Below are 12,090 nucleotides of genomic sequence, written 5' to 3' on the forward strand. Positions count from 1 at the left end.
CGGTCTAGCGTACCCTGTGCGACGTCGCGGATCGAGCGGCACATTCGCCGATAGCGTCGATAGCAACGAGGAGAGTGAATTTGCTGTTTCACACGATGGTAGGGTCGAACGACATCGAGCGATCCAAACGTTTCTACAACGCGGTGCTCGGAATCCTCGGCCATGGCGAAGCGACGCTGAACATCGCGGGCAGCGGCCATACCCGCCTGTTCTACCGCAATGAGGGTGGGACGAACTTCGTCGTCACCCAACCGATCAACGATGAGCCTGCAACGGTCGCCAACGGCAGCACCGTGGCCTTTGCATGCAGCTCGCCCGAGCAGGTCGAACAATTTCACGCCACCGCGATCGCCAACGGCGGCACCTCGATCGAGGATCTGCCGGGTCCGCGCGAGACCCAGATGGGGACGATCCACCTGGCCTATGTTCGCGATCCCGACGGCAACAAGCTTTGCGGGATCTACATCCCCGCATAAGGCGCCCGGGCCATGTGCTGGCCCGATATGCCTGGCGTCTTTCCGGCCATGGGGCCGGTGATATCCGGCCCCATGCGTCGCTACGGGTTCCGGCCTTGGCGAGGGCCGATCGGCGGTCTTAGCGGGCGACCTTCAGCGTTGGCGCCGCGGCGCCGTCGGTCATGACGATCGGCAGAATGCGGCCGTCGCGGGCATAGCTGACGCGATCGATCGCGACCTGGCGCTCGCCCGAAAAGGGCGGCGGGCCGGCGGGGTTTTCCCAGCGATGGTAGACGATGAGGTCCTCGCCCGCGGGTGTCTTGACGAAGCTGTGGTGGCCCGGCCCCTTGTGCCGCGCATCGCTTCCCAGGATGCGCCCGCGATAACGCCAGGGTCCGGTCGGCGACGACGCGGTCGAATAATGCACCGAATAATCGTCGGCGTTGAAGCGGCCATGGCTGTACGACAGATAATAGGTGCCCCGGCGCTCGTGCATGAACGCGCCTTCGGTAAACATGCGCGGCTGCGCGACCTTCACTTCGCGCTTCAGGCTGATCATGTCGGCGCCCATCTCCCAGACGCGCAAGGTCGCCCCCGAGCTGCCCCCGGCATAGAGGTAGCTGATCCCCGACCGCGCGTCGGTGAAGACATGCGGATCGATCGCTTCGAAGCCCTTGCCGCCCGTCACCAGCGGCCGGCCGCTATCGCGATACGGCCCCTGCGGCTGGTCGGCGACGGCGACGCCGATCCGGCTCGGCGTAGGGTTTTGCGGCCCGACCGAGAAATAGAGATACCATTTGCCGCCCTTGGTCGCGACGCCGGGTGCCCACAGGAAATGCTCGGGGGCGCCGTCGTCGCCGATCCACTTGATCTGGTCGCGGCGGATCAGTTCGCCGCGCGGTTTCCAGGTTTTGAGATCGCGCGACGAAAAGGCGCCGAACCGGTCGGCGGCCCAGCTGCCGCCCGGCCCCCCGGTGGGGAAAATCCAAAGCTCGTCGCCGATCATCACCGCGTGCGGATCGGCACCCTGGAGCTGCGGATTGTCCGCCGATGCCGCAGTGGCAAGCGACAGGCCGCACAGCAGCGCAAGCGGCAGGAAGCGATGTTTCATGACAGGCCTCATCAGAAGCGGAACCGCACGCCGAGCGAGTAGGTTCGCTCGAGATACAGGATCTGGCGCGCGAATTGGTCGGCGCTATCGTTGAACTCGCGATATCGCCGCAACGGATTGCCGAGGACGTTCACGATATCGAACGCGATCGTCATGTTCGGCACCGGGGTAACGGTGGTCGAAAAGTCGAGCTGTCCACGCCCCTTTTCGACTACGCCGCGCGTGCGCGGCGAACCATCTGCGCCGACGTCGAGGGGTTCGATGCTGTAGAACTGCACGAAGTCCGAACGATAATTATACGCCGCGCGCGCCGAGAAGAACGGCCGCTCGTAAAGCGCGACGACGTTGCCCGACCATTCGGATACGCCGTTGAAGCGCACCTGCTGTCCGGCGACATTGGGTGATGCGGCTAGGCCTTGTGCCAAGTCACCCTGCGAATCGACGTAGGTCGCGTTCGCCTGGATGCCGAAGCCCTTGGCCCATTCGGGCAGGCCTTCGATATCGAGAAAGCTGGTGAAGGCCAATTCGGCGCCCTGGAAGCGGGTATTGCCGGTATTTTCGGGCAGATCGAGCCGTGATGGTCCAAAGCCAACATCGACGGGCGCGATCGCCACGCGCGAGACGAAGCCCTGCGCGTCGCGCCGGAACACGGCTGCGGTTAGCGACCCCGAGCGCGAGAAATACCATTCGAGACTGATGTCGTAATTATCCGACGTCAGCGGATTGAGATCGGGGTTGCCGCCGGTGATGTTGCGCAGGTTGCTGTTCGGGTCGTTGGGATTGGGCGGATTGTTCGGATCGATCGTGGGCGGCGGCCCGACCGTCAGCGTCGGATTGAGGTCGAAGAAATTGGGCCGCGTGCGCGTCTGCGTATAGTTCAGCCGCATCTGGAGTTCTTCGGTGAAGCCCAGCCGTGCGCTAACATTGGGCAAATAATCGACATAGTCGTTTTCGGCGGTCGTTGGCGTGAAGGTGAAGGTGCCGGGGGTCGGTTCCTCCTGGACGAAGCCGGTAATCGTCGTCTCGGTCTTGACCGCCCGCAGGCCGATCAACCCGTCAATCGTCATCGTGTCGCTGACGTCGAACCCATATTTCAGCTGCGCATAAGCAGCATAGGACTTCTCGTTCGCGGTGAAGTTCTCGGTGGGGTTGAACGCGGGCTGCCCCTCGGGCGCGCCATAGAACGCGCGCAGTTCGGGTAGGTTTTCGCGGATGCTGCTCGAAGGAATCGCAGCGAAGGTGCGGATCGGGAAGGCATCGTTATAGGCGAAGCCCGCGCGGGTAGACTCGGTGCTTACCGGCAGCGCGGTGATCGGGATGCCGGCGGGTAGGTTGAAGATATACGCGGTGCCGCGATCGCGCGCGGCATCGCGGTCGTTATAGCGCACACCTGCCTGGATGCGCTTCACGAACCCGCCATCGAAGTCATATTGCGCGTCGAAGCGAGTTTGTACGTCCTTGCCGCTGACTCGCAGATTTTCCTGGAAGAACCCGCGGCTTAGAAAGTTTGCCGGATCGGTGACGTCGAAATTCTGAAAGTTCAGGCTGGGACCGCCATCGTTGCCATCGACCTCGAACACCACATCGCGCACCGGCGAACTGGCAAAGGCGTGGTCGACGTTGACCAGATCGAAGCTGTAGGTGCTGTCGGTATAAGCGATGTCGCCCGAAATCTGCAGCCCGCCCCGCTTCCAGATCGCGCCGCCGCCGAGTTGATAGGTATCGGTCCTGCCCTCAGCCGATCCATAATAGCCGTCCGGAGCATTGGCGCCGGTGACGGTGGCGCTCTGCGCGATGTTGGTACCGTCGCGTAGCTGGATGTTGGTCAGCTGGAAATCGGGGCCACCAAAGATCGGGAAGAACAGGAACCGGTTCTCGTCCTTGCCGCGATAGCCCTGGAACAGACCATCGACATAGATTTCGAGTTCGGGGGTCGGCCGCCACTGGAACGCGGCATTGGCCGACGGGCGAAAGCGATCGCCATAACCATAGAACAGGCCCTGCGCGTCGGGATAGCGAACGCCGCCAGTGGTGCCGGGCGCATTGTCCGGATTGGTGGTGCCGATCACCAGCGACTGTTCGCGGGTGGCGTCCATGAAGTTGATGCCGACATAGCTGGCGTTCACCAGCAGGCCCATTTCACCGATGCCGGTTTCCCAGCGATCGCTGATCAGCAGGTTGCCGTTCCACGACAACTCGCCCGATTGCTCCCAATTGACGCCGTTGAGCGATCCCGAGAGTTCGAAGCCGTTGAAGTCGAAGGGCCGCCTGCCGCGCACGTTCACCTGGCCGCCGATGCCGCCCTCGATCAGGTTCGCGGTCCCCGACTTGTAGACCTCGAGCGCAGCGACGGTACCGGCGGGAAAGTCCTGAATCTGAACGAACCGGCCTTCAGCCGTAAATATCTCGCGACCGTTATAGGTGGTGCTGATGTCGGGAAGGCCCCGGATCTGCACGCCAGCGGCCTCGCCGCCGCCGCGGGTCACCTGCACCCCGGTAACCCGTGCAAGCGCTGCCGATGCAAAGGTGTCGGGCAGCTTGCCGATATCCTCGGCTACGATGGCATCGACAATCCCGTCGGAATTGCGCTTCACCTGCTGCGCGGATTCCAGGCTGCGGCGGAGGCCAGTAACGACGATGTCGCCTTCGGTGGTTTCGCTGATTTGCTCTGACAGCGCGGGCGCCGAAGGATTGGCGGTTTGATCCGACGCGGTGACGGGTTTGGGCGTTTCTTGCGCGTTCTGCGGTTCAGGCTCGGACGTCAGCGGTCCGGCATACGCAACTGAGGGCGACATCGTCGCGATCAGCGACACCGACGCCCAAAAATGTGCCTTTCTTCCCATCAACCGTCTCCCCGTTTTACGCTCCGTCGGCCCTCCGCGTGCGCTATTGATCGATCGACTATCCCCGCGATCCGCAACAGGCAATATGCATTTATCATATTATTCCGAAGTGCGACTTGAATGACACGCCCCTCCCTCGCTAGGGTCGGTCGGGACAAGCGGCGAGGCCGCGGCGATCATCACCCGCGGCGGATAGCCGGGGACATGGGAGGAAAGAGGATGCGGATTTCGGCAGTGGCGGCAACGGTCGCGAGTATCGCCCTGGCGAGCCCGGCGCTTGCCGCCGACGCGAAGCGATCGAGCTTCGGCAAGATGCCCGACGGGCGCGACGTTCCAGCGGTCACGTTGTCGAACGGACGCGGCGTATCGACGACGATCATCGCGCTCGGCGCGTCGATTCAGGCGCTGACGATGCCCGACAAGCAGGGCAAGCGCGAAGACGTGCAGATCGGCTACGACACGATCGACGGCTATCTGGCCAAGCCCGAATTCTTCGGCGCGACGGTCGGCCGCGTCGCCAATCGCATCGCCAAGGGGCGCTTCACGCTCGACGGCAAGGCCTATTCGACGCCGGTCAACAACGGCGTCAATTCGCTGCATGGCGGCACCGCCGGCTTCGACAAGGTGTTGTGGGAAGTGACCGAGGTGAAGAGCGGCCCCACCGCGTCGGTGACGCTGCGCTATGTCAGCCCCGATGGCGACATGGGCTATCCCGGCAAGCTCACCACCTACGCCACCTATTCGCTCGACGAGGCCAACAAGCTGACGATCGAATATCGCGCGACCACCGACAAGCCGACCGTCGTCAACCTGTCGAACCATGCCTATTGGAACCTCGCCGGTGTCGGCAATCCGCGCGGCGCGATGGGGCATGTCGTGACCATTCCCGCCGAGCGCTACACTCCGACCGACGCCACTTCGATCCCGTTGGGCAATCACGCCCCGGTCGCCGGCACGGTGTTCGATTTCCGCCAGCCGCGCGTGATCGGCGACCGGGTGCGCGACGCGCGCGATCCGCAGATCGAATATGGCCGCGGCTACGACCATAATTGGGTCATCGGTGCGCGGGTCACCCCCAGCGAGCATCTGATGGCGCGCGTCGTCGATCCGGTATCGGGCCGCGGCTTCGAGCTTTGGTCGAACCAACCGGGGCTGCAATTCTATTCGGGCAATTTCTTCGACGGCACGATCAAGGGCAAGAACGGTCAGATCTATCGCATGGGCGACGCGATCGTCATGGAGCCGCAGCTGTTTCCCGACGCGCCGAACCAGCCCGGCTTCCCGTCGGTACGGCTCGCCCCCGGCCAGACCTATCGGAATGTCATGTCGTACCGTCTGTTCGTCGAACGCTGAAGACCAAATTCAAGGGAAACGATCGATGAAGAAGCTATTTGCGGGGCTGCTGGTCTCGACCCTGCTCGCCGCGGCGCCGGCGGCGGCGCGCGAGCGCTGGACTGAAGCGCAGGCCAATGGCTGGTACAAGCAGCAGCCCTGGCTGGTCGGCGCGAACTACACCCCCGCCAGCGCGATCAACCAGCTCGAGATGTGGCAGGCCGAGACCTGGGATCCCGAACGGATCGATCGCGAGCTCGCGCTGGCGCAAGGCATCGGCATGAATACGATGCGCGTGTTCCTGCACGATCAGCTGTGGGAACAGGATTCCGAAGGCTTCAAGCGCCGTATCGACCAGTTCCTGACGATCGCGGCGCGGCGCGGCATAAAGCCGATGTTCGTGCTGTTCGATAGCTGCTGGGATCCTGATCCCAAGCTCGGACCGCAGCACCCGCCGATCCCCGGGGTGCATAATTCGGGCTGGGTGCAGGGTCCGGGGATGGCGGGGCTGCGCGACAAGCGCCGCCATCCCGGCTACAAGGCCTATGTCCAGGGCGTCGTCTCGGCCTTCGCCCGCGATGAGCGCGTGCTGAGCTGGGACGTCTGGAACGAACCCGACAATGGCGCCGACCAATATAAGGGCCAGGAGGGCAAGGAGCCGCTGGTACGCGCGCTGCTGGCGCAGGTGTTCGAATGGGCGCGCGATGCCGACCCCAGCCAGCCGATCACCTCAGGCGTATGGTGGCACGACGATTGGACCCCGACCGGCGGCAAGCTGACCGCGATGGAAAAGCTCCAGCTCGGCCAGTCCGACGTGATCAGCTTCCACGATTATAGCTGGCCCGAGAACTTCGAGGCGCGCATCCGCCAGTTGCTACCCTACAACCGCCCGATCCTGTGCACCGAATATATGGCGCGCGGCAACGGATCGACCTTCGACGGCTCGCTGCCGATCGCCAAGCGCTACAATGTCGCGATGATGAACTGGGGCTTCGTCGACGGGAAGACACAGACGCGCTTCCCGTGGGACAGCTGGCAGAAACCCTATGTGCTCGCCGAGCCGACCATCTGGTTCCACGAAGTGTTCCGCGCCGACGGCACCCCCTATCGCACCGCCGAAACCGACCTGATCCGCCGTCTGGCCGCGGCGCCCAATGGTGTCGTGCCGGTAGCCGCGGCCGCTGCGCCGCCTCCGGCGCGGCGGCGTCGCTGAACCCGGCCGCCGCCTTGCGCCGCGCATTCCGGCCCACCCGCTCGGCATTGGTGCTGAGCGGGTTGCTGGGCCTGGTCACCGGGGCGTCGGCGCAGCAAGCGCCGCGCCCGCCCGCGCCCGACACAACCCCCGTCCACGACCCGGTGATCATCCGCGCCGGCGATCGCTGGCATATATTCTCGACCGGCTTCGGCGAGGGACCGCACGGGCTGATTGCCGCTAGAAGCTCGCGCGACATGGTCGACTGGCAAAAGGCCAAGGCGCCCTTCGACCGGATCCCCGATTGGGCCGCCAAGGCGATCCCCGGTGCGCGCAACCTGTGGGCGCCCGACATCAGCCTCGTTGATGGCCGCTACCGGCTCTATTATTCGGTCTCCACCTTCGGCTCGAACCGGTCGGCGATCGGGCTGGCGACCAGCGCGTCGCTCGATCCCGCCGCGCCTGGCTATGGCTGGCGCGACGAGGGGTCGGTGGTCGAATCGCGCCCCGGCGACGATTTCAACGCGATCGACCCTGCGTTTATGGCAGATGCCGACGGTGGGCATTGGCTGGCGCTCGGCAGTTTCTGGAGCGGGCTCAAGCTGTTTCGGCTCGATCCGCGAAGCGGCAAGCTGCTCGATCCCACCGCCAAGCCGCTCGCGCTCGCGTCGCGGCCTGCCCCCGCGGGCGCGCCGGCGGCGATCGAAGCGCCCTTCCTGTTCGCGCGCGACGGCTGGTATTGGCTGATCGCGTCCTATGATTATTGCTGCAAGGGCGCGGCGAGCACCTATTACACCGTGATCGGGCGCTCGCGCAGCGTCCAGGGTCCGTATCGCGGCAAGGATGGCAGCTCGATGCTCGAAGGCGGCGGCACTATCCTGCTGCGCGCCGACCTGCCCGAACAGGATCGCTTTCGCGGACCGGGCCATGCCGGGCAGTTCCGCGACGGCGACGGTACCGACTGGCTGGTCTACCACGCCTATGACCGCGAAGCGCGCGGCGCGGCGACGCTTCGCATTGCACGGTTGCGCTGGGGCGCCGATGGCTGGCCGATAGCCGAAGCCCGATAGGAGAATTGAACGATGCTACCCTGGACCCGTCGTCATTTCGTCAGCGGCGCGCTTGCCGCAGCGGTCGCCCTCCCCGCGGCCGCGGCGCAGCGGCGACGCCCCGCCCCGGCGATCACCAATCCGCTGGTGCGCCAGCGCGCCGACGCGCAGATCTTCCGGCACGACGACGGCCAATATTACATGACCGCATCGGTCCCCGAATATGACCGGGTCATCCTGCGTCGCTCGCCGACCCTGGCGGGGCTGGCGACCGCGCGCGAAGTGGTGCTGTGGCGGCATCTGGCGAGCGGGCCGCTGTCGGGCTTCATCTGGGCGCCCGAACTCCACCTCATCGACGGACGCTGGATCGTCTATTTCGCCGCCGGTCCCAGCGGCGGCGGCGAGGACGTGTTCCGCATCCGCACCTATGCGCTAGTGTGCGACGGCGCCGATCCGCTTACGGGCAAGTGGCGCGTGCTCGGCCAGCTCAAGACGCCGTGGGACAGCTTCAACCTCGACGCCACCAGCTTCGTCCATCGCGGCACGCGCTATCTGGCGTGGGCGCAGCGCGAGCCGGGCATCGACACCAACAGCAACCTGTATCTGGCGCCGCTCGCCGATCCGCTGACGCTCGCCGCCAAACCCGCGCGGCTGACGGTGCCGACGCTGCCGTGGGAAATTCAGGGGTTCAAGGTCGCCGAAGCCCCCGCGCTGCTCGCGCGCAATGGGCAATTGTTCATGACCTATTCGGCCAGCGCCACCGACGCGCGCTATTGCCTGGGCATGCTGCGCGCGCGCGACGATGCCGATATCATGGACCCCGCAAGCTGGACCAAGTCGCCGACGCCGGTTTTCGCGACGTCGCGCGCCAATGGCGTGTTCGGCCCCGGCCACAACAGCTTCACCGTCGACGACCGCGGACGCGACGTGCTGGTCTATCACGCGCGCGACTATGAAGCGATCAAGGGCGATCCGCTGTTCGATCCCAATCGGCACACGCGGGCGCAGTATTTCGGGTATGATCCCGCGGGAATCCCGATATTCGGCGAGCCTGCAAGGAACGGCGTCGTCGGGCGCGCGAACGGCTAGCCCGAAGATCGCGGCACAAAAGGTGAAGCGGGTCGCGCCACGGCTCAACTATACGCGATCATCCGCCCCGCGACGACGATCGCCGTCCAAAGCGCCAACGAAACCAGCGCGAGCAGCCGTGTTGCGCCAAGCGCGTGCCCGCGCTGCGCCCGCCAACGGAACATCGCTGCGTTCGCTGCCGCCACCGCAATCAGCGCGAGCTTCACTTGGAAGGTCATCGATCGCGCGAGCGCCGGTCCGTCGGACGCGAACAGCAGCAACCCGCTGGCCAACATCACCGCGAAGCCTCCGACGGCGACCGGCGTAAGCGCGCGCACCAGCGGTTCGGTGGGCAGGCTGCGCCACAGGCCCGCCAGCCGCAGATCGACGACGCCGATCGTTCCAACCAAGGCGATCGCACCGAGGACATGCGCGACGTTCGCCCACGGATAGATGTTCGCAGAACCCCGAACCCAAGGCCCGACCCCGATCGCGTCGAGCCAGAGCGCGGCGGATAGGATCGATGCCTCCATGCGCGCTCTAGCGCAGTTCGACGGTCGTATCGCCCACGGTGATCCGCTCGACCCGCATCTCCGCCGTGCCGTCGCGCCGTGCATAGCCGGTCAGCGTCACCCGCTGCCCCTTGTTGATCGAATTGGCATCCAATCCGCGCGCGATCATTCGGCTGGTCGGTGCGAGCACGACGTCCCACGCCCTTTTTTGATACATCATCTTGGCGGTGCCGTGAGGATTGCCCCAGACGACGGTCTGCAACGGCCCCGAAACGGTGATCGGCTTGGTTTCGTCGTACGAACTCCAACCATGATGCGCGATCGCAGCGACAGGAATCGCGACGAGGGCGGTAGCGGCGGCAATGTATCGGAACATCGGCTATCTCCTGGTGCAATAGTCAGTGGAATACGCGCAAAGGGGAACTTCGCTCCGATCGCAGCTACCCCTGTCCGCCACCTGATCTTATCCCACCCCATCGTTCGAAAGGCCATGGCCCAAGCGCCGAGGGTAGGCATCGCCTGCTGCAGCGAGCGACCACCGAGTAACGACGGCAGCGTACCGCATGACGGCTGGCGTTCGGGCCGAGCCGGCGGTAGCGTCGGATCATGCGCCACATCCTCACCGCCGCCATGCTGCTTTTGCCCAGCGCGATCTGCGCGCAGACCGCCACCGCCCCGATCCAGCCCGAGGCGATCAAGGAGGATGTCCGCGTCCTTTCCTCCGATGCGTTCCAGGGCCGCGGTCCGGGCGAGCGCGGCGAAACGATGACGCTCGCCTATCTGAAGGAGCAGTTCGAAGCCGCGGGGCTCCAGCCGGGGGGCCGCGACGGATCGTGGTTTCAGGAGGTCCCGCTCATTCGTCTCGACAAGGGCGCGGCCGCCTTCGACGTGACCGCCGCGGGAGAGCGGATCGCGACGGCGCGCGCGCGCGACTTTTCGATCGCGCCCTCGCATGAAGGCACCGCGACGGTAACCGACGCCCCGGTGGTATTCGCAGGCTTCGGGATCCATGCACCCGCGCTTGGCTGGGACGATTACGCCGGCGCCGACGTGCGCGGCAAGATCGTGCTGATCCTGCCCAACGACCCCGATTTCGATCAGCCGAGCGGCAGCTTCGGCGGGCGGCAGCGCAGTCGCTACGCCGGCGGGAAGGCAAGCGCCGCGTTCGAACGCGGCGCGGTCGGCGTGATCCAGATCCACCGCCAGGCGCTCACCAGCTGGCCTTGGCAACAATTGTGGAACAGCGACCCCAACCCGACCTTCCGGCTCGCCTCGGCGCCAACCCCCAGCGGTACCCCGCGCGTGACCGGCTATGTCTCGGGCGATCTCGCCGCGGCGATGCTGTCGCGCGCCGGCCTGAACCTCGAAACGCTCATCAAGCAGGCGCAGCAGCCGGGCTTCCGCGCGGTCGGGGTCCCCGGCGTCAGCGTCACCGCGTCGGCGACGGCCACCGCCTCGCCGATGACCACGCGCAACTTCGTCGCCAAGCTCGAAGGCACCACGCGCGCCGGCGAGACGGTCGTGTTCGGCGCGCACTGGGATGGCTATGGCGCAGGGCCCGCCGACTCGACGGGCGACACCATCCGCAACGGCGCGGTCGACAACGCCGTCGGAACCGCGACCATGCTCGATGTGGCACGTGCGTTTGCGCGAGGGCCGCGTCCGCAGCGCACGTTGCTCTTCATCGGTTATACCTCGGAAGAGGACGGGCTGCTCGGCGCCTATCATTATGTCGCCAATCCGATCCGCCCGCTCGAAACCACGGCGGCGGTGTTCAACCTCGATCCGCATCTGGCGCTCCCGGCGACGCGTTCGATCGAATTGATCGGCGCCGGCCGGGTCGATCTGGAGGACGATCTCGCCCGGCTGGCGAAGGCGCAGGGCCGCCGCATCGAACCCGAAGTCGCGCCCGAGGCGGGCTGGTACCAGCGATCGGACCATTATGCCTTCGCGCAGGCCGGGGTGCCCAGCCTCTATTTCCGCGCAGGTCGCGACCTTGCCGGCGGCGGGCGCGCCGACGCGGTGGTCGAGCAGTATAATTCGCAATGCTACCACCAGCGCTGCGACGAGTTCCAGGAAAGCTGGGACATGGCGGCGGCGGCACAAGACGGTGCGCTGGTCCACGGCCTCGCATCGGAAATCGCGAACAGCGCGCGTTGGCCCGCCTGGCGCGCCGACAGCGACTTCGCAGCGGCGCGTGCGAAGAGCGACCCCGATCGGCGTCGCTAACGCCCGAATGGGCGACCCGAGATTTCGCAAAGACCGCCGGGAGGCGACGGCTTTGGACGACGGAACGCGACGAGGCCGAAGCGGCCATATTGCTGATCACGCGTGACCGGATCATCGTGATCGACGAGCGACGGATCGTCGCCGACGCCGCACGGGCTGCGAGGCCGGGATCGGGCGATATCGATCGGCGATTTACCGATCTGGAAGCGAACGCCGGGCTCTAGCGATTTCGCTCATCTTGGTGAACACCATTTGTCGGTAGACCATTTCTATACGGAAGCTGGACTATCTTTCTGGCC

The 12,090-nt window shown here is 65.5% G+C and carries 10 protein-coding genes and 1 pseudogene; 7 read left to right on the plus strand and 4 right to left on the minus strand.

Features of this window, described 5'->3' with window-relative positions; translation table 11 throughout:
- The first annotated feature begins 80 nt into the window (after nt 1-80).
- Nucleotides 81-476 (plus strand): VOC family protein, encoded by a 396-nt coding sequence (locus NMP03_RS07355; RefSeq protein ID WP_256508051.1) that lies wholly within the window; start codon nt 81-83, stop codon nt 474-476.
- Nucleotides 477-594: 118 nt separating this feature from the next.
- Here the strand turns inward: NMP03_RS07355 and NMP03_RS07360 are convergent, their stop codons facing one another.
- Complete coding sequence (locus tag NMP03_RS07360) at nt 595-1,566, minus strand: family 43 glycosylhydrolase (RefSeq protein ID WP_256507832.1); 972 nt, start codon at nt 1,564-1,566, stop codon at nt 595-597.
- 11 nt (nt 1,567-1,577) lie between these two features.
- The gene (locus NMP03_RS07365) at nt 1,578-4,409 is read right to left on the minus strand and encodes a TonB-dependent receptor (RefSeq protein WP_256507833.1); all 2,832 of its coding nucleotides are present in this window, start codon (nt 4,407-4,409) and stop codon (nt 1,578-1,580) included.
- 219 nt (nt 4,410-4,628) lie between these two features.
- Between NMP03_RS07365 and NMP03_RS07370 the strand changes: the two genes are divergently transcribed.
- The 4 genes and pseudogenes from NMP03_RS07370 to NMP03_RS07385 all read left to right on the plus strand — a co-directional run.
- Nucleotides 4,629-5,762 carry an aldose epimerase family protein gene (locus NMP03_RS07370; RefSeq protein ID WP_256507834.1) on the plus strand — a complete coding sequence of 378 codons (1,134 nt, stop codon included), beginning with the start codon at nt 4,629-4,631 and terminating at the stop codon, nt 5,760-5,762.
- Nucleotides 5,763-5,787: 25 nt separating this feature from the next.
- On the plus strand, nt 5,788-6,954 hold the full coding sequence (locus tag NMP03_RS07375) for a glycoside hydrolase 5 family protein (protein WP_256507835.1): 1,167 nt from the start codon (nt 5,788-5,790) through the stop codon (nt 6,952-6,954).
- A 14-nt stretch (nt 6,955-6,968) separates the two neighbouring features.
- Entirely contained in the window at nt 6,969-8,003 is a 1,035-nt protein-coding gene (locus NMP03_RS07380) for an arabinan endo-1,5-alpha-L-arabinosidase (protein WP_406698355.1), read from the plus strand.
- Nucleotides 8,004-8,015: 12 nt separating this feature from the next.
- Nucleotides 8,016-9,047, plus strand: a pseudogene (locus NMP03_RS07385) (glycoside hydrolase family 43 protein); the annotation flags it as partial.
- A 68-nt stretch (nt 9,048-9,115) separates the two neighbouring features.
- Here the strand turns inward: NMP03_RS07385 and NMP03_RS07390 are convergent.
- The gene (locus tag NMP03_RS07390; RefSeq protein ID WP_256507836.1) at nt 9,116-9,583 is read right to left on the minus strand and encodes a hypothetical protein; all 468 of its coding nucleotides are present in this window, start codon (nt 9,581-9,583) and stop codon (nt 9,116-9,118) included.
- 7 nt (nt 9,584-9,590) lie between these two features.
- Nucleotides 9,591-9,938, minus strand: a complete 348-nt coding sequence (locus tag NMP03_RS07395; RefSeq protein WP_256507837.1) for a DUF6152 family protein — start codon at nt 9,936-9,938, stop codon at nt 9,591-9,593.
- 230 nt (nt 9,939-10,168) lie between these two features.
- Between NMP03_RS07395 and NMP03_RS07400 the strand changes: the two genes are divergently transcribed.
- Both NMP03_RS07400 and NMP03_RS07405 read left to right on the plus strand, forming a co-directional pair.
- Entirely contained in the window at nt 10,169-11,791 is a 1,623-nt protein-coding gene (locus tag NMP03_RS07400; RefSeq protein ID WP_256507838.1) for a M28 family peptidase, read from the plus strand.
- 89 nt (nt 11,792-11,880) lie between these two features.
- A complete protein-coding gene (locus NMP03_RS07405; protein WP_256507839.1) occupies nt 11,881-12,015 on the plus strand; it encodes a hypothetical protein in 135 nt (44 codons plus the stop codon).
- Nucleotides 12,016-12,090 lie beyond the last annotated feature (75 nt).

The organism is Sphingomonas qomolangmaensis (genome assembly GCF_024496245.1).
Classification (GTDB): Bacteria; Pseudomonadota; Alphaproteobacteria; order Sphingomonadales; family Sphingomonadaceae; genus Sphingomonas; species Sphingomonas qomolangmaensis.

Excerpts from the sequence above, each read along its gene's own strand:
- NMP03_RS07370 (WP_256507834.1), top strand. The coding sequence starts at position 4,629 with ATGCGGATTTCGGCAGTGGCGGCAACGGTCGCGAGTATCGCCCTGGCG.
- NMP03_RS07390 (WP_256507836.1), bottom strand. The coding sequence starts at position 9,583 with ATGGAGGCATCGATCCTATCCGCCGCGCTCTGGCTCGACGCGATCGGG.
- NMP03_RS07395 (WP_256507837.1), bottom strand. The coding sequence starts at position 9,938 with ATGTTCCGATACATTGCCGCCGCTACCGCCCTCGTCGCGATTCCTGTC.
- NMP03_RS07400 (WP_256507838.1), top strand. The coding sequence starts at position 10,169 with ATGCGCCACATCCTCACCGCCGCCATGCTGCTTTTGCCCAGCGCGATC.
- NMP03_RS07375 (WP_256507835.1), top strand. The coding sequence starts at position 5,788 with ATGAAGAAGCTATTTGCGGGGCTGCTGGTCTCGACCCTGCTCGCCGCG.
- NMP03_RS07360 (WP_256507832.1), bottom strand. The coding sequence starts at position 1,566 with ATGAAACATCGCTTCCTGCCGCTTGCGCTGCTGTGCGGCCTGTCGCTT.
- NMP03_RS07365 (WP_256507833.1), bottom strand. The coding sequence starts at position 4,409 with ATGGGAAGAAAGGCACATTTTTGGGCGTCGGTGTCGCTGATCGCGACG.